Genomic DNA, 17,395 nt, shown 5'->3' with positions numbered 1-17,395 from the left:
AAGGCACTTTGCAATGATTGACTCTCTGACGATCCGCCGCCCTGACGATTGGCACCTGCATTTCCGCGATGGGGACATTATGCGCGGCGTCGTCCCGTACACTGCCCGCCAGTTTGCCCGCGCAATTGTGATGCCGAACCTTACGCCGCCCGTGACCACCACAGCATTGGCAGCCGAATATCGTGACCGGGTTCTTGCCGCGGTGCCTGACGGTGTCGACTTCACTCCGCTGATGACCTGCTATCTTACCGATACGACTGATGCTGATGATCTGGCACGCGGCGCTGGTGAGGGCGTTTTCACTGCAGCCAAGCTTTACCCTGCAAACGCCACGACCAATTCCGCACATGGGGTAAGCGATGTTGAGCGGATTTACCCGGTCCTTGAACGGATGGAGGCAGAGGGCATCGTGCTGTGTATCCATGGCGAAGTGACCGACGCGGACATTGATGTATTCGACCGCGAGGCGGAATTTATCGAGCGGCACATGCGCGCTATCATCGCAAACTTCCCCAATCTCAAAGTGGTGTTCGAACATATCACGACGAGCGATGCCGTTGATTTCGTGAAGGAGGCAGGCGGCAATGTGGCTGCAACCATCACGCCGCAGCACCTTCATATCAATCGCAATGCGATGTTGGTTGGTGGGATGCAGCCGCACAATTACTGCCTGCCTGTGGCCAAGCGTGAAATACATCGGCTGGCTTTGCGCGCGGCGGCAACTTCGGGTTCGTCCAAGTTCTTTCTTGGCACCAATTCCGCTCCGCATTTGCGCGGCGACAAAGAGAGCGCATGTGGCTGTGCGGGTATCTTTGGCGCACCCTTTGCGCTCGAAAGCTATCTAACCGTGTTCGACGAAGAAGGCGCGATTGACAATTTTGAAGCGTTTGCCTCGCTCAACGGTCCTGCCTTTTACGGCCTGCCGGTTAACGAGGATCGCGTCACTTTAGAGCGGGTGGACAATGAGGTGCCGGAGGAGCTTGATCTGGTGGGGGAAACCATTGTCCCATGGCATGGAGGTCAAACGCTAGGTTGGCGTTTTGTGAGCTAAGCCTGTGCCGCTTTCACGCGGCGCGTCTTGAACCACAGGTCTGCGACAAAGATCGCGACCGCAATCCAAATAAGGATAAAGCTGCCGAGCTGCACGGGCCGCAATTGCTCGCCAAAAACTGTGAGTCCAAGGAAGAAGACGATAGTCGGCGCCAGATATTGGATGAAGCCGAGGGTCGAGTAATTCATCCGCCGCGCTGCAATGGCAAACAGCAAGAGTGGCACGGCTGTGACCACCCCTGAAAAGACAATCGCTAGGCTCAAAAACCAATCATTGCCGAAAGAAGGCCCCTCTGCGCTCATCGCATACCACGCCGCAATCGCGCAGGCTGGCAACAGCAAAATTGCGCTTTCAATCGTAAGGCCCGGCAGTGATCCGATATCGACTTGTTTGCGAACAATACCATAGAGGCCAAAGCTGAAAGCCAGCGTGAGGCTGATCCATAGTGTGGTGAGCGCGCCGCTGGCCAGCAAAGCGACTGCGCTCGCAGCAATCGCCACCGCTGCCCACTGCCATTTTGAAAGCTTCTCTCCCAGCAACAGCGTGCCGAGCAGCACGTTGAGCAGAGGGTTGAGGTAGTAGCCGAGGCTTGCCGCGTAGACCTGGTTCTGCATGATTGCCCAAATATAGACGAACCAATTGATGGCGATCAGCAGCGCGCTCGCAAACAAAGCAAGCATGGTGCGACGATTTGAAAGCGCGGCGCGTAAGGCAGGAAACTGCTTTCGAAGCGCAACGATGACCAAGCAAAATGGCAGCGTCCAGATGATCCGCCATCCCACAAACTCAAACGGTGGCACGCTGGTGACCAGCAGAAGATAGAGCGGCAAGAAGCCCCAAATGAGGTACGCCCCCAGCGCTGCTGGCAAGCCGGATGGGGCGGTGTCACCTGAATTTTCGGGATTATCTTGCATCAGAGCGAGCGCAGTAGGGGGCGGGGTCGCCTTAAGCAAGCGCGCCGCTGGGAATGTGAATTTGTAAGATTTCTCGATAAAAACCTGAACGAGCACCAACGCCTCGATTGCAGGCCGTTCATGTAATGGGCTCTATAAGTGAACACACAGTCGAGGCGCGCCAAATCCCACACCACTCCACGGCGCGTCCGCATCACACTTGGGTCACTCCCACCATGTGGCCCGGGCGCAGCTCCCACCAGCTGCGGAAAGCGCTCTCATGCCCTTTGGGGTGTGGGGGCGTTTTCTACTTATCGCATTGGTGTGGCCGCCCAAGATAGCGAAAATTAACCAAAGTCGGGCAAAGGGGACGGTATGCAGAACCGCGCCCACTCCATTGCTTTTGCTGCGACACTAACGCTTGCTATTTCGGCATGCGGCGAAGAGCCTGTGCAGCAACCTGTTGAGGTCTTGACCGAAGACCCGTTATTGGCACGTGCGCTCAATGATCCGCTGATGGTGGATCCTGATCTTGCATGGCGCAATGAGGCTAATGCCGTAATCGCCTATCGCGATGGGCATCCTCTACCGCCTTTCTTGGCCAGCGAAGAGGCTGAAGGCCGCGCTCGCGAGGCGGCCGATGCTGAGCTTCTTGTCGATGGGCCAATTCCTGATCTTCCCGCCCCTTCCTCAGGGCAAGGTAGCGCACCGCTTCGTGATCTGACCTACGCTGGCCAGATGATGGCGGCCGTGGGCGCGCGCGAGGATTGCATTGGCGAGCTTACCGACCGCCTCAGCTGGTCAACTGCGATGCCGCCAACCTCATCAATCATGCCGCATGGAATGATCCAGCAAGCAGCAGGAGTGGACCAGGGGACCTGCGTTGTGCGCGTGGCACGCTACATCACGCCAGTGAGCGCCGAAGATGCGCTCGAATATCACTTTGCAAAGGCTGACCGTGCCCGTTTCCGTATCGAGCATTTCGATACGCCGGAAAAGCAGATCAGGGCAGAAAGACGCGATCAGATCATCGCCGTCCATGCGCGCGAGAGCGCAAATGGTATGACACAGGTCGACGTGATTCATTGGCGCAAATAGGCGCCGCCTAATCCTCTTTGATACCAATCCCAATATTGGCGCGCGGCTGATCCATCTCCGTGCTCGCCACCGGATAGGCGCAGTAATCCGCTGCGTAATAGGCCGCTGGACGATGATTGCCGGATAATCCAATCCCGCCAAACGGGGCCGAGGATGACGCCCCATTGGTTGGACGGTTCCAATTGATAATGCCCGCCCGAATATTGGCCCAGAACCGGCCATAATCATCTGGTGACCCACCGATCAGGGAAGCTGACAGGCCAAAGCGGGTGTTGTTCGCCTCTGCAATTCCAGCGTCAAGATCGGGAACGCGGATGACTTGGAGGATAGGCCCAAACAGTTCGATATCGGGGCGATCAGGCATGTCGGTGGTGTCGATAATGCCGGGCGTGAGGAACGGTTTATCCTCTGCCGGACGGCGCATCGGCAACAGCGCCTTTCCGCCTGCGGTTAGCAGTTTGAGAAAGCTATCGTTCAATTGATCGGCGGTTTGGTTGTCGATCACCGGTCCCATAAACGGCTGGGGATCGGCAAAAGGCTCATCAATTATCAGCTTCTTCGCCATCGGAATCAGCTCTGCCATTAACGCATCATAGACGCTGTCGACCACTATCAATCGGCGCGCGGCGGTGCAGCGTTGGCCAGCGGTGGTAAAAGCACTTTGAATGATGAGCGATGCGGCGTCTTGCGTCAGCGGAGTGTCCACCACCACAATCGGGTTGTTCCCGCCCATTTCGAGCGCCACGATCTTGCCCGGATTAGCAGCCAGTTTGCGATTGATGGCAATTCCGGCCTGAGCAGAGCCTGTGAACAACACGCCATCTACGCCGGGATGCGCAACCAGCGCCTTGCCCTGTTCTGGTCCGCCGATGATCAGCTGCACTGTTTCTTCAGGTGCGCCCGATCGCTTCCAACATTCGACCAGAAATTCGCCGACGGCAGGTGTCTTTTCAGAGGGTTTAAAGAGGATCACATTGCCCGCGATCAATGCTGGGATCATGTGACCATTGGGCAGGTGTGCGGGGAAGTTATACGGCCCCAAAACTGCCATTACGCCATGCGGCTTGTGCCGAACCGCGGCAGTCCCTTGCAGCGCGCTGTCGAATTTCTTCTTGCCCGTGCGCTCTGCATAAGCCTGAACCGAGATATCGACCTTTGCTATCACTGCTTCGACTTCGGTGCGGGCTTCCCACATGGGTTTGCCCGTTTCCTTGGCGATCAATTCTGCAAACTCGTCGGCTTGCTTTCGCACTTCATTCGCAAAGCGGCGCGCCATTTCAATCCGATTGGCAAGCGCGCGTCCAGCCCATGCGGGCCATGCGCGGCGCGCGCGGCTAACGGCGGTGTCTACGTCGCCATAGTCACCGCGCCAAAGTTCTTCACCCGTTGCGGGGGCATAAGAAATTAGTGTTTTATCCGTCATCCTACCGGCTCTTTTGCGGTCCTGCCTTTTGTTGGCGTTGATTACCGAAATAGCGCCAACCGGTCAGCGGGCGCCCCCCTGCCAATGTCGTTAATCGGGGAACACAAAAAATGATAGAGGCAAGTCATGTATTTACACGGGCTAGGGTGCTCCGGCGAAATGCGTAGCGTTAAGCATGGCCCGCGGGTGTTGGGGCGACGCCATGCGCCTCACCCATGCGGCGCAATCGCGCGACTTTATCATGCAGCGGTTGCCAATCATCGCGCTCATCAATCGCCGCCCAGATCGCCTCGACTTCTTCGATCAGCATGCTTTCTGGTGCGTCGCTGCTCCAATACTCATGCGACGAGGGTACTGGATTGTATCCCGCCAGAATCTCCCCAAGTTCGCCGCTCGCATTCTTTCCGCCGCGATGGTCAAAGAAGAACGCATCGGGTTGCAGTTCGCTTTCACGCATCACTTTTTCGCAAGCTGACACGAGAACACTATCAGTCTCCACGCCTTGCAGCTCAACGCCGAGCCGCCAGCACCAGCGCCGCGCGATTGCTTGCATGTAAAGCGGGCCAAACCTCTCAAGCGCGAAGACCAGTGGTTCAGTCTCTGCCAATAACCGCAGTGAAACGGCAAATTGTCCGCAATTCCAGTGCAATGCCTCTGGCTGGCGACCAAAGGCATAAAGACCGCCATGATCAAAATAGGCAGCGGTAAAGCTTGGATCCCACTTTGGCAGCCATCGCCACGGGCCGTAGTCAAAGCTCTCACCGGTCACATTCATGTTATCGGTGTTCAACACCCCATGCACAAAGCCTGCGACCATATAGCTCGCTGCTAAATCGGCCATCCGCTCCACAACAGCGTGCATCAATTGGACGGCTGGCTCGTCACGTCCTGGTGCGTCTTCGGGAGGATTGGGCGCTGGAAAATGTTTGAGGCAGTATTGCACCAGCGCCTCCATCTCGTCTTTCTCCTCGAGCGCTAGGAGCCGTTGAAAACTGCCGATGCGGATATGCGAATGGCTAAGGCGCACCATCACAGCTGACCTTGCTGGCGAGGGTTCATCCTCGCGCATCAATTTCTCGCCAGTCTCGATCACGGATAGCGTCTTGGATGTGTTTACACCCAAAGCCTCGAGCATTTCTGTCGCGAGGATTTCGCGCACGGCGCCTTTCAACGTCAGCCGCCCATCGCCCAATCTGCTATAGGGTGTGGTGCCAGACCCTTTCGTGCCCAGGTCCATCAGCCGGCCGTCGCTCCCGCGCATTTGAGCAAACAAAAAACCGCGCCCATCGCCGATTTCGGGATTGTAGACGCGGAATTGGTGGCCATGATATTTGAGCGCGAGGGGCTGGGGTAGATTTCCATCAAGCGGAATGAAGCGGCCAAGATGCTGGCACCAGTCTTCATTGCTTAAATGCGATAGTCCCACGCTCGCTGCCGCCCTGTCATTACGAAAGCGAAGGCGTGTTTGTGGAAAGTCAGCAGCCTGCACTGGACTGCCAAGCCAGCTTGCAAGCTCCTCAATCGCCGGGTCAGGATTATAGCTCGCAGCTTGCAGTTCGTCGCTCATCCCGCGATAGTGGGGATTGACGAAGGTGCGCGCAAGCGCTGCGAGTGCGCGCACCGAGTATTCAGGGATAAACACGCGCTTTCATGGCTAACCAATATGAAGACCGAAGCTGGACCAGCGAGGACGGCTTGTCGCTCTATTTCCGCGACTATGCGGGGCCTGAGGGCTATGATGGCCCGCCGGTTCTTTGCCTGCATGGACTGACGCGGAACTCGCGCGATTTTACAGGGCTTGCAGAGCATTTGGCGAGTGCGCGCCGGGTGATCGTTCCCGAGATGCGCGGTCGAGGGAACAGCGATTATGCGCCCGATTCCGCGACTTACAACCCGCTGCAATATGTGAGCGACGTCGAGATATTGCTTAGCGAGCTTGGCATAGATCGCTTCATTTCGGTCGGCACATCGATGGGTGGTCTGATCACCATGCTGTTGGCTGCCGCAAAGCCAGGGCGGGTCGCAGCGGTGGTAATGAACGATATCGGCCCCGAAATTGATCCGGCCGGTATCGAACGCATCGCCGGTTATGTCGGGCAGGGGAAAAGCTACCCGACATGGATCCACGCCGCGCGATCTTTGTCGCAGGTTCACTCAGCCGCTTTTCCCGATTTCACGCTTGATCAATGGCTTGAAATGGCGAAACGCACATTTGTTGTGAACCAAAGTGGTCGGATCAGTCTGGATTATGACATGGCTATTGCTGACCCTTTCAAGGAACCGGGCAACGCCGCCCCTGCCAATCTCTGGCTCGCCTTTGAGGCCTTGCGCAATGTCCCGATGGTGTTGGTGCGGGGGGAATTGTCCGACCTCTTGAGCGCAGAAACTGTCAAGCAGATGGGCGCGCGTAACCCTGCAATGACCAGCGTGACCGTGCCACGCGTCGGCCACGCCCCCACACTTGACGAGCCCGAAGCGCGCGCAGCAATCGATGCGTTGCTCACAGAGGTTTAATCATGACGGATAATCCTGCTCGCAAAATCCTGCACATCCATTCAACCTTTGCGCCCGGTGGGAAGGAGCTGCGCGCGGTGCAGCTGATGAATGCTTTTGGCGATGCGGCGGAGCATACCATTATCTCCTCCATGCCCGATCAGATGGGTGCGCGCGAACATATTGCGCCGGGGATCAAGGTCGCTCTCCCAACCGACTTTCCGCCAATCACCGGTCTGCCAACACCGGGCCGTTTGGTTGAAGTTGCAAAGGCTATGCGCGGGTTTGACCTTGTGCTCACCTACAATTGGGGAGCGATGAATGCGGTGATGGCGCACACCGTTTTTACCGATCCGCTCGACCTTCCGCCTCTGATCCATCACGAGGATGGCTTTAACGAGGATGAGGTCGAGAAGCTCAGCACCAAGCGCAATTGGTTCCGCCGGGTGGCTTTGCGCCGCACGCACAAGCTGGTCGTGCCAAGCCGTGTGCTTGAGGCAATCGCGAAGGAAGCGTGGCAAACCCTTCCCGCCAAACTGCAACGCATCTCCAACGGCATCAACACGCAAAGGTTTGCCGGCAAACCCAATCCCGCATCTATTCGCCTGGTCAAACGCGAAGGCGAGCGCTGGATCGGCACATTCGCAGGGCTACGCGCGGTTAAACAGCTGCCCATGCTGGTGCAGGCCTTTGAGCATTTGTCCGAAGAATGGCAGCTCGTGATCTTTGGCGAGGGGCCGGAGCGCGAAGCTATTCAAGCCAAAGCCGATGAGTTGGAAGTTAGCCACAGGGTTCATCTGCCCGGAGCAGTCACCAATCCGCATGAGCTTGTTGGGATGTTCGACATTTTCGCTTTGTCGTCAAAAAGCGAGCAATTCCCGCTTTCCGTGGTGGAAGCGATGGCCGCAGGATTGCCCATTGCAGCGCCCGATGTTGGCGATATTCGCGCGATCGTGTCTGAGCCAAACTGGGAGTGGATAGCTGCTCCAAATGATGCGCAGTCACTGGCTCATGTTATTGAGAAATTGGCTGAAGATGAGGAATTGCGCAGCGAGATCGGCAAAGCCAACCGCGCAAAAGCGCAGTCGCAATATGACGAGGCGCAGATGATCGAAACCTATCGCAAACTGTACTGGGGAGCGATCGCGCAAGGGGCTTAACCGCGCGTTCAACTTAACCACGCCACCCATGCAAAGACAGCGGGTCGAGTTTTGTAAGCGAGTATAGCATGAACGCAATTGTGGCAGGCGGTCTTCTGGCCATTGCGCGCTGCCCCCACGCTGCCTAAAGAGCCGCGTTAGACTTGAATTCAACTATCTGAGGATTTACGCCCCGTGGCGCGCACTCCAACTCAAACGCCTGACGATAACAATCCCAGCTCGCCTGATCCCGCAGCGCCGTCGACCGAAGACGAACTGCTGATGCGTGAGATTGACGAAGCTGTGCGGCAGGATGATGCGGCAGAGTTTTTCAAGAAATACGGCGTTGCATTGGGCGGTGCCTTGACGCTGCTGCTCGTGGGCATGTTGGGCTTTTGGTACTGGGACAGCACCAACGAAGCCGAGCTGGAAGGTCAATCAGAGACAATCGTGAGCGCGCTTGATTCGATCGATGCGCAGGATTTCGAAGGGGCCGCTGAGAAGGTCGCGCCGCTCGTCGAAGATGGATCGCCAGGCGCGCGCACTGTTGCACGCTTCCTGCAAGCGGCCTCCGCGCTCGAAGCTGAGGACACTGGCCGAGCGGTTGAGCTTTACGCAGCGATTTCCGCCGATGCTGAGGCACCGCAGGCGATGCGCGATCTCGCGCTCATCCGCGAAGTGGCAACCAATTTCGACGATCGCGATCCCGCTGACGTCATCGCGAAACTTGAGGGCCTTGCGGTTCCCGGAAATGCCTTTTTCGGCAGCGCAGGCGAACTGGTCGCCATCGCCCACCTCGAAGCGGGCAACCGTGATGAGGCTGGCACATTGTTTGGTGAAATCGCCAAAGACGAAGAATTGCCTGAAACCCTGCGTTCGCGCGCCCGCCAAATGGCTGGCCTGTTGGGCGTGGATGCGATTGAGGATGTTGAGGAACTGCTCGAAAGTCAGGGCGGCGCTCCTGCAGCAGGACCAGCGGGTGGGGTCCCCGCTGGCGCACCTCAACCATAAGAACGAAATAGAGACTGGACGGATAGATACATGATGCAATTTTCGCGGATGAAAAGCGTTTTGACAGCCGGTGCGCTCGCAACCCTTGTGACAGGGTGCGGCGGCGGTTTGTTTGGCGGTGGCGAAAAAACAACGCCGACCGTCGGCAATCGCACACCTATCCTGTCACGGATCGAAACCGGTGCGCAGGTTGATCCAGCGCTTGCGGGCATCTCTGTTGTTCTGCCACCAGCGCAGACCAACCCTGAATGGGCGCAGGTCGGCGGTTCAGCCAGCAAATCTTACGGCCATCTTGCTCTATCCGAAAATCCGGCCAAGGTTTGGACTGCCCGCGTTGAGGGTGCGAGCGACCGCGCAAGGCTCGCCGCAGCACCGGTCATCGGCGGAGAGATGCTGTACGCGGTCGGCTCTGACGGAACGATTCACGCCTTTAACAAAGATACTGGCGCGCGCGTCTGGAACTCAGACGCAGAGATGTCTGATGATATGCGTCCCTCGGCTTTCGGTGGCGGTGTAAGCTACGAAAATGGCCGTCTTTATGCGACCAATGGCGCGGGCGAGGCCAAGTCCATGGACGCGATGACAGGCGAAGTGTCCTGGCAAGTTTCACCCGCAGGGCCGCTGCGGGGATCGCCGACGATTGCGTTTGGTCAGGTGTTCGTGATGACGCAGGACAACCAGATCCTGTCACTCAATGCCAATGACGGCTCACTGCTCTGGAATGAAAGCGGATCAAGCGCGCAAAGCGGCGTGTTCGGTGTGGCGGCTCCGGCGGCTGGCAATGGCACGGTTATCGCTGGTTATTCATCGGGTGAGTTGAACGCGTATCGGTATGAGAACGGTCGCACGCTTTGGGCGGATGCTTTGGCACGGACCAATATTTCCACCACCGTTAGCTCGCTCACCGATATTGACGCTGACCCCATCATCGATTCTGGCCGCGTCTATGCGCTGGGTCAGGGCGGTAGAATGGCAGCCTATGAGCTGGTGACCGGGCAACGTATTTGGGAATTGAATCTTGCCGGTATTTCCACTCCTGCGATTGCAGGCGAGTGGATTTTTACACTGACCGATGATGCGCGTCTGCTCGCCATTGCCCGTTCGACGGGCCGGGTTCGCTGGATCAGCCAATTGCAGCAATTCCGCAATGAAGAGAAGAAGAAGGACCCGATCTTCTGGACTGGGCCCGTTCTGGCTGGTGGACATCTGTGGGTGGCCAGTTCACGCGGTGAAATCTGGAAGATCAGCACGGGCGAAGGCTCCTCGCAAATGTTTGCTGACATCGACCAGCCTGTAAGTCTGCCTCCGATTGTCGCTGACGGCATGCTGTATGTACTTGACGATAGCGGTACGATCCACGCCTGGAAGTAAGCCGACTGTGTTCGTGGGCGTTAACCTTCTGCCCGCGAGCGCGTCCCTTTAGGACACAGGCCACAATCTGAGCCAAGAATTAACCCTTTGGCGCTATGCGTCTTGGGTAATGAGCGCGAACACTCCATCCACCGTCGCCGGCAAATCGTTAGAGCTGCCTGAAAGCGATGTGTCCTCTGGCGTCGGTTTTGCCGGTTTGCTGGGCCTTGCATTGTGGATCTTGTTTTGTCGCAACTTTCCCATCTTTGCCGATGCAATTGGACTAGAGGGCGAATATGGCGTGCTTTCAGGCCCTTACGCCGCGCTGGCAGCAATGCTGTTCACCGCAGGGCCAATGGCCGTTTGGTCGGTCTTGGTCGACCGAGTGCATCTTCGTCCCTCAACCGGCCTTGATTGGAGCCTGAAGCGCAGCGTCAATGATGTGATGCACGTTTCCACGGTAAAGATCGCGGGGCTTTGGGCGACTTGGATGATCATTGCCGGGCTCTACTGCCTCGGACGCTGGTATTGGGATGGGCAATACCTGTTTGCGATGGAGGTGCTTGGCTTTGCGATCGTGCCGATGGTGGTGCTTTCCGTGCCATACGTGATCTGGCTTGATCGTTACATGGTCGACCAAAAGGACGGCACTTGGCACTTTGGCGCTATGCTGATCGGGCGCGAGGCGTGGGAGCTGGAGCCGATCAAGAAACACTGGCGTGCATGGATCATCAAAGGTTTCTTTGGTGCCTTCATGATCTCAATTCTGCCGCCTGGCTTTGCTTTCATAGTTGAGAGCAATCCAGGAGCGATTATCAACAATCCGGTTGAGTTTGGGATGCTGCTGATCACCTTGCTGTTCGTCATTGACGTGCAGATCGGAACGGTCGGCTATCTGTTTACTCTGCGCCCGCTTGATGCGCATATCCGCTCTGGCAATCCATTCCTTGGCGGTTGGCTTGCAGCATTGCTTTGCTACCCTCCATTCGTCTGGGGCATTATCGGCAATGGCAACCAGATACTGAGCTATGAGAGCAATATTGCGGGTTGGGGGCACTGGCTTGCGGGCAATGAAGCGCTGCTATGGGCATGGGCGGCCTGGCTCATTTTTCTCACCGCGATCTATGCCTGGGCGACCGTTGTTTTCGGCATTCGGTTCTCCAATCTCACCTATCGCGGGGTGCTCACGAATGGCCCATATCGCTATACCCGCCACCCTGCCTATCTTTCCAAAAACCTGTTTTGGTGGTGTTCGGTAATGCCGTTCCTCGTCACAAGTGGCTCACCCGTCGACGTAATTCGCAACACGTTCTTTTTGCTGATTGTGAATGCGATTTATTACTGGCGTGCGCGCACTGAAGAGGCGCATTTGCTGGCCGAAGACCCGAAGTACAAATTGTATTATGACTGGATGGAAGAGAACGGTGTTATCACCGCGCCGCTCGCCCGGATCAAGCGCCGGTTTGCTGCACGCTTCTCCGGCCCTGTTAACACTGATCACGACAGCGACGACACGGTGCACGAGCCCGCTGAGTAGGGGGCGGTTCTGCGCAAAATGACTCGGTTAAATGTGAAACCCATCATCGACCGTCTCATAGGCAAACAGATCGCGTTCGGAGATCGCTAGCGCTGCAAATTGAGCGCGCCATTCGGCCATATGCGCGGTGCGAAAATGCGATTCCAGTGCCTCCCGATCGCGCCACGTTTCGCTTACCCGCACCAACCCTTTATCGAGCACGTCAAAGCCGTAGGCGTATTCGATGCAGCCTTCTTCCATGCGGCTGGCTGCGATCATCGCTTCCATTGCCGGGACGACGACATCGATCATGCTGGGCGGAACGCGGAATGTGCCGGTGACAACGATCATCGCTCTGTTTTCCTATTAGTTGAGGGGCGAACCGTCATCGGCTTGATACTTCGCAAGCTCGGTAATCTGCACATCCAGCGTCGAAAGTGCTTGTTGGAATGCAGCCATATGCGGCGTTCCAAAGTGGAAGGCGAGGGCGGCGTCATCGACCCATTTCTCAACAATCATCAGCTTGCTCGGGTTAAGCACATCGACGCCATAAGTGTAGGCAATGCAACCTTCTTCGGCGCGCGATGCCTCCACCATGGCGGCCATAGCCGCCCGGCCTTTATCAAGAGCGCCTTCGCCTAAATTGGCCTCTGCCAAAACGATCAACATACGCCTCTCCCCCTTAGAACGAGTATTTATAGACCTTCGATACGTCCTCGCCCCACTCGCCGTAGTATGCATCAAGCAGGCGTTGTGCAGGGACTTTGCCCGTCTTCACGATTTCATCGAGTGTCTCGAGATAGCCGGTTTCATTGTCGCCGCTCGCATTCAGCTTGCCGCGAGCGGCCAAGCCTGAACGGGCGATCTCAAGCACCTCTTTGCCAAGGTCCTGCATTGTCCCACCACCGGGAATGCCTGCATCAAGGCCAAGCTTTGGCGCGTCATTTCGCAGCTGCTCGCGCTCTTCCATTGACCAGTCTTTGACCAGGTCCCATGCCGCATCCAGCGCGCTTTGATCGTAAAGCAAGCCGACCCACAAGGCGGGCAAAGCGCAGATCCGGCTCCACGGGCCACCATCTGCGCCGCGCATCTCCAGGAAGCTTTTTAGGCGCACTTCTGGAAAGGCGGTGGAGAGGTGATCCCACCAATCGCTCGCTGTCGGACGCTCGCTGGGGAGCACTGATAGCTTTCCATCCATAAAGTCGCGGAAGGACAGGCCTGCTGCATCGATATACTGGCCATCACGGAACACGAAATACATGGGCACGTCGAGCATATATTCCGCCCAGCGCTCATAGCCAAAGCCCTCTTCAAATACGAAGGGGAGCATGCCGGTGCGGTACGGATCGGTATCTGACCAAATGTGACTGCGGTACGAAAGGTATCCATTGGGTTTGCCTTCGGTGAAAGGCGAGTTTGCGAACAACGCCGTGGCAAGCGGTTGCAGCGCAAGGCCCACGCGGAATTTCTGCACCATATCGGCTTCGGATGAATAGTCGAGATTGACCTGAATGGTGCAAGTCCGCAGCATCATGTCGAGGCCTAAATTGCCCACTTTGGGCATGTGGTCCATCATGATTTTATACCGGCCCTTGGGCATCACGGGCAGTTCTTCGCGGGTCTTGTCCGGCCACATGCCAAGGCCAAGATAGCCAACATTGCAGCGTTCGCCGATTGACTTCACCTGCTCCAGATGGCGGCCAGTTTCCGCGCAGGTTTCGTGCAGACTTTCCAGCGGAGCACCGGAGAGTTCTAACTGCCCAGCAGGCTCCAGGCTGACCGCGCCATCCTTGCCCTTGAGAGCGATGACATTACCGCCTTCCTCAATCGGCTCCCACCCAAACTCAGTCAGCTCATTAAGGACATCGCGGATACCGCAAGGTTCATCATACGAAGGCGCACGGCGAGTATCGCGTTTGTAGACGAGCTTCTCATGCTCGGTGCCGATGCGCCAGGCGTCTTTGGGCTTCTCGCCAGCACGCATGGGAGCGGTCAGGTCTTCGAGACCTTCGATCACCGGTTCATTGGTACTGGACGCTTCTCTGGTACTCATCGGGGCGGGGCCTCCCTCTCAATTCCAGTGGCCGTAGAAAACTCAATTGACGCTGGGAAGTGTAAACTTGGTTTTGTCGACGCAAGTCATTCTTGTGTCGACCAATCCCCCGCCTGCGCCATCCAGGCGGAAATGGCAGCAATCGCGGCAGTCTCGCCGCGCAAAATACGCGGGCCGAGTGTGATGGCGTGCGCTTGAGGGTGAGCGCGAATGGCGGCACGCTCTGCATCGTCAAAGCCGCCTTCGGGGCCAATCAATATGGCAGCAGGTGCGCCTGCGTTAGCAAAGGCCTCTGCGGCGGGTTCTCCGCCTTCTTCATCAGCGAAGAAGAGTGAGCGGTCTGCTGGCCAGTCGCGCAGCATCGCCTCAAGTTTAACGGGTGCCTCGATTTCGGGCAGAGCCGTTCTTGCACATTGCTCGGCGGCTTCAGTGGCAATGGTCTGCGCGCGCTCAAGGTTAAGCTTATCCGCTACACATCGCCTTGTGATAACTGGGTGAATTTGCGCCGTGCCAAGCTCGGTCGCTTTCTCCAGCACAAGATCAAAGCGGTCTTTCTTGAGGAGAGCAGGGCACAGCCATAGGTCAGGCACTTCCTCGCGCGGCCTCAAACGCTCAATCACGCTCACATCAACCCGGCGCTTTTCCACCTGCCCGACACGCGTGGCCCATTCGCCGGTTTGGTTGTCGCAAAGAATCACCGTGTCGCCTTCGCGCACGCGCATCACCTTGCCCAGATAATGCGCTTGATTTCCCTCGAGCGCCAATATGCGCCCGGTGCCCAGTTCGTCTTCCACAAACAGGCGCGGTGCGCTTTTCGGAGGCCAGGCGGGCGTAGCGGGCATGACTTGCTCCCTAAGCGTGCGGGGCGTTAATGAGCAAGGCATGACTGCGCGTATCGCTCAATTTGCTATCGCGACCGTATTCCTCGGCCTTGGCGGGTGGGCGCTGTTCTTCCCTGGCCATGTGATCGAGGTTGCGATCACTGATACGTACCGTGAGAACACATTTCTAACCCGCTTTATGGTGGCGTGTTTCGGGTCTCAGGCGGTGATGTTCGGCATTATGGCGCTGGTGGTGAAGTGGTCTTCGCGTGCCTTCGCTATCTTCGCGGTCGTGTTGATGCCGTTCTTCGTCTTCAACTGGTATTTTCACTACGAAATGCCGGTGCTGACCTCGATCGGGATGCTCGATTTTGCAGGGAATGTTGTCATGTTCATCGCTTGCCTTGTCGGGTGGCGAGCCGCTCGTTTAGAGGAGCGGGCATGAGCGACACTCCGGCCGAAACCCCAGTTGAAACAATTGTCCCTGACACAGAGCATCGCGGCCTGATTGAGCGCCTGCCTCAAGTGCCTCGTGACCTCGCGCAACTTGCCCGGTTCGACCGTCCAATAGGGTGGTGGCTGCTGTTCTGGCCCTGCGTGTTTGGCGTATGGCTGGCAGGAGCGGGGCCGCAATTCTGGCTATTGGGCTGTCTGCTGGTCGGCGCGATTGCGATGCGCGGGGCGGGCTGTGTTTACAACGATATCGTCGATGCTGACCTTGATAAAAAGGTCGCGCGTACCGCTTTGCGTCCTGTGGCAAGCGGGCGGGTGAGCAAGAAGCTCGCTTGGGGTTGGCTGATTGCATTGTGTCTGGTGGGCTTTGCGGTGCTGTTGCAGCTTCGACTGGAGGCCCAGATTGTTGCGCTTGCCAGCCTTGCACTGGTGGCTGCCTATCCGTTTATGAAGCGCATCACTTGGTGGCCGCAGGCGTGGCTTGGCATGGTCTTTACATGGGGGCTGTTGGTTGGGTGGACCCAGCTGCGGTTCGACAATTGGGAGGCTCTTGGGGCCATTTACGCAGGTTGCATCTGCTGGGTGATTGGCTTTGACACTATCTATGCCCTGCAAGATCGCGAGGATGATGCGCTGGTGGGGATCAAGTCTTCTGCGCTTCGCATGGGCGGTAAAGTGCAGGGCGGTGTGGCGATATTCTATGCCGCAACGATAGGATTGTGGGGGCTGGGCGTCTGGCTCTATCGCCCGGACATCTTCGCGCTTGTCGCGCTCATCCCGGTGGCGTTGCACCTCACGTGGCAGATCGCGACGCTCGATCCATCCGATCCCGACAACCCGCTTGAACGGTTTCGCTCAAACCGCTGGGCAGGGGCGCTGATGGCGATGGCGTGTTTTGTCGTTGGCAATGCGGGAGCGGGCTGATGTGCAACCTCTACCGCATGACCAAAACCAAGGACGAAGTCGCCAAATGGTTCGACGCGGTTGATGCAGCAGGCGGCGCAAATTTCGGTGAAGAGGTCTATCCCGGCTTCCCCGGTCTAGTCGTAGCGGAAGGTCAAGTGCGCCAAATGAGCTGGGGCTTCCCGCTCATCATGAAGGGTAAGAGCGGCCAACCGCTCAAACCCAAGCCCGTCAACAACGCCCGCACTGAAAAGTTGGATGGATTTTTCTGGCGTTACTCCTTTGAGGAACGCCGCTGCCTGATCCCACTGACCGGCTGGGCGGAGGCGCAGGGGCCAAAGGGCGGCAAGACCCGCACATGGATGAACCTGCCCGATACTGAGCTGTTCGCTTGCGCAGGTGTTTGGCGGCAATCAGACGAATTCGGAACATGCTATTCCATGGTGATGACCGACAGCGCCGGATCGGCTGCGGAAGCGATCCACAGCCGGATGCCGGTGCTGTTGCGGGCTGAGGACTATCAAGGCTGGGTCTCAGGATCGCCAGAAGAGGCAAAGGCTCTTTGCACAGCATGGACGGGTGATTTGAGCATTGACCATACCGACCAGCCTTGGACGCAGGGGGCTAATGGGGGCGCAACGGTCCAAAAAGATTTGTTCTGATCGTTATTGCTGGGCGGGCCGAACATGGGTTCGCGCAATAGCGGCTCGTTCATGCTGCTTCTCCCACATAGGAGACCACTTCAAATTCTATCCCGTCCCAATCGAAGAAGTAAAAGCGCTTGCCGGGTTCGTAGTCATCATGACCAAACGCATTGAGCCCTGCGGCAGCGACTACATTCTCAGCCTCGTCCAGATCATCGACCAATAAACCCATATGGTTCAGCGGCTGGCCTTTGGAGTATTTGCGTGGGCTTTCCGCCCGCACATCATCATTGGTATAGAGCGCCAGATAAGTCGCGCCATTTCTCGGCTCGCCGATATGGATCGTGTCACCGCCCAGCTTTGAATGACCGCGCCAGCGCTCCTCCCATCCGCATAATTGCTTGAACAGCTCCGCGCTGCGTTCCGGCTGCGTGACGGTGAGGTTGGCGTGTTCGATACGTCCGGTGGGCATGGTTGCACTCCTGTCTAAGCGGCGGGTCGAAGTGTTGCTTCAACCGAGCCTTGCGAATCATTGTGTGCAGTCATC

At 57.3% G+C, this 17,395-nt stretch carries 18 protein-coding genes; 10 read left to right on the top strand and 8 right to left on the bottom strand.

From position 1 onward, the window contains the following. The first annotated feature begins 13 nt into the window (after nt 1-13). The gene (pyrC, locus tag AC0V6N_RS08090) at nt 14-1,051 is read left to right on the top strand and encodes a dihydroorotase (RefSeq protein WP_486171060.1); all 1,038 of its coding nucleotides are present in this window, start codon (nt 14-16) and stop codon (nt 1,049-1,051) included. Here pyrC and rarD read toward each other — a convergent pair. Then, entirely contained in the window at nt 1,048-1,965 is a 918-nt protein-coding gene (gene rarD / locus AC0V6N_RS08085; protein ID WP_486172451.1) for an EamA family transporter RarD, read from the bottom strand. The genes pyrC and rarD overlap by 4 nt on opposite strands. Nucleotides 1,966-2,319: 354 nt before the next feature. On the opposite strand from rarD, the gene AC0V6N_RS08080 reads away from it, so the two are divergent. Beyond that, complete coding sequence (locus AC0V6N_RS08080) at nt 2,320-3,042, top strand: hypothetical protein (protein WP_486171059.1); 723 nt, start codon at nt 2,320-2,322, stop codon at nt 3,040-3,042. Between the two features lie 7 nt (nt 3,043-3,049). Here the strand turns inward: AC0V6N_RS08080 and astD are convergent, their stop codons facing one another. Then, entirely contained in the window at nt 3,050-4,465 is a 1,416-nt protein-coding gene (gene astD / locus AC0V6N_RS08075; RefSeq protein WP_486171058.1) for a succinylglutamate-semialdehyde dehydrogenase, read from the bottom strand. Nucleotides 4,466-4,634: 169 nt separating this feature from the next. Then, nucleotides 4,635-6,032: a protein adenylyltransferase SelO gene (locus AC0V6N_RS08070; protein WP_486172450.1), complete on the bottom strand. Its 1,398-nt coding sequence runs from the start codon at nt 6,030-6,032 to the stop codon at nt 4,635-4,637. A gap of 83 nt (nt 6,033-6,115) precedes the next feature. On the opposite strand from AC0V6N_RS08070, the gene AC0V6N_RS08065 reads away from it, so the two are divergent. The 5 genes from AC0V6N_RS08065 to AC0V6N_RS08045 all read left to right on the top strand — a co-directional run bounded on the left by AC0V6N_RS08065 (nt 6,116) and on the right by AC0V6N_RS08045 (nt 11,995). Beyond that, nucleotides 6,116-6,979: an alpha/beta fold hydrolase gene (locus tag AC0V6N_RS08065; protein ID WP_486171057.1), complete on the top strand. Its 864-nt coding sequence runs from the start codon at nt 6,116-6,118 to the stop codon at nt 6,977-6,979. A gap of 2 nt (nt 6,980-6,981) precedes the next feature. Continuing rightward, nucleotides 6,982-8,118: a glycosyltransferase gene (locus tag AC0V6N_RS08060; protein ID WP_486171056.1), complete on the top strand. Its 1,137-nt coding sequence runs from the start codon at nt 6,982-6,984 to the stop codon at nt 8,116-8,118. Between the two features lie 174 nt (nt 8,119-8,292). After that, on the top strand, nt 8,293-9,108 hold the full coding sequence (locus tag AC0V6N_RS08055) for a tetratricopeptide repeat protein (RefSeq protein WP_486171055.1): 816 nt from the start codon (nt 8,293-8,295) through the stop codon (nt 9,106-9,108). A gap of 30 nt (nt 9,109-9,138) precedes the next feature. Beyond that, nucleotides 9,139-10,479, top strand: a complete 1,341-nt coding sequence (locus AC0V6N_RS08050) for a PQQ-binding-like beta-propeller repeat protein (protein ID WP_486171054.1) — start codon at nt 9,139-9,141, stop codon at nt 10,477-10,479. A 109-nt stretch (nt 10,480-10,588) separates the two neighbouring features. Further along, nucleotides 10,589-11,995 carry a methyltransferase family protein gene (locus tag AC0V6N_RS08045; protein WP_486171053.1) on the top strand — a complete coding sequence of 469 codons (1,407 nt, stop codon included), beginning with the start codon at nt 10,589-10,591 and terminating at the stop codon, nt 11,993-11,995. Nucleotides 11,996-12,022: 27 nt separating this feature from the next. Here AC0V6N_RS08045 and AC0V6N_RS08040 read toward each other — a convergent pair whose 3' ends face one another. The 4 genes from AC0V6N_RS08040 to AC0V6N_RS08025 form a co-directional block, all read right to left on the bottom strand. Next, nucleotides 12,023-12,325 carry a putative quinol monooxygenase gene (locus AC0V6N_RS08040; protein ID WP_486171052.1) on the bottom strand — a complete coding sequence of 101 codons (303 nt, stop codon included), beginning with the start codon at nt 12,323-12,325 and terminating at the stop codon, nt 12,023-12,025. Between the two features lie 15 nt (nt 12,326-12,340). After that, a complete protein-coding gene (locus AC0V6N_RS08035; RefSeq protein ID WP_486171051.1) occupies nt 12,341-12,643 on the bottom strand; it encodes a putative quinol monooxygenase in 303 nt (100 codons plus the stop codon). 13 nt (nt 12,644-12,656) lie between these two features. After that, on the bottom strand, nt 12,657-14,027 hold the full coding sequence (locus AC0V6N_RS08030; protein WP_486171050.1) for a glutamate--cysteine ligase: 1,371 nt from the start codon (nt 14,025-14,027) through the stop codon (nt 12,657-12,659). 86 nt (nt 14,028-14,113) lie between these two features. Continuing rightward, nucleotides 14,114-14,869 (bottom strand): 16S rRNA (uracil(1498)-N(3))-methyltransferase, encoded by a 756-nt coding sequence (locus AC0V6N_RS08025; RefSeq protein WP_486171049.1) that lies wholly within the window; start codon nt 14,867-14,869, stop codon nt 14,114-14,116. Between the two features lie 40 nt (nt 14,870-14,909). Here AC0V6N_RS08025 and AC0V6N_RS08020 point away from each other — a divergent pair, with 40 nt between their 5' ends. The 3 genes from AC0V6N_RS08020 to AC0V6N_RS08010 are packed head-to-tail and all read left to right on the top strand — an operon-like array spanning nt 14,910 to nt 16,866. Continuing rightward, the gene (locus tag AC0V6N_RS08020) at nt 14,910-15,293 is read left to right on the top strand and encodes a hypothetical protein (RefSeq protein ID WP_486171048.1); all 384 of its coding nucleotides are present in this window, start codon (nt 14,910-14,912) and stop codon (nt 15,291-15,293) included. After that, the gene (ubiA, locus tag AC0V6N_RS08015; RefSeq protein ID WP_486171047.1) at nt 15,290-16,225 is read left to right on the top strand and encodes a 4-hydroxybenzoate octaprenyltransferase; all 936 of its coding nucleotides are present in this window, start codon (nt 15,290-15,292) and stop codon (nt 16,223-16,225) included. Before AC0V6N_RS08020 ends, ubiA begins: the two co-directional genes overlap by 4 nt. Then, nucleotides 16,225-16,866 carry an SOS response-associated peptidase gene (locus tag AC0V6N_RS08010; RefSeq protein WP_486171046.1) on the top strand — a complete coding sequence of 214 codons (642 nt, stop codon included), beginning with the start codon at nt 16,225-16,227 and terminating at the stop codon, nt 16,864-16,866. The genes ubiA and AC0V6N_RS08010 overlap by 1 nt, the downstream gene beginning before the upstream one ends. Nucleotides 16,867-16,915: 49 nt before the next feature. On the opposite strand, the gene AC0V6N_RS08005 is transcribed toward AC0V6N_RS08010, so the two are convergent. After that, a complete protein-coding gene (locus AC0V6N_RS08005) occupies nt 16,916-17,320 on the bottom strand; it encodes a VOC family protein (RefSeq protein ID WP_486171045.1) in 405 nt (134 codons plus the stop codon). Nucleotides 17,321-17,395 lie beyond the last annotated feature (75 nt).

It is taken from the genome of Erythrobacter sp. S57(2025), assembly GCF_057365055.1.
Note: the sequence above shows the minus strand (reverse complement) of the source record. Positions and strands in the feature narration are given on the sequence as shown.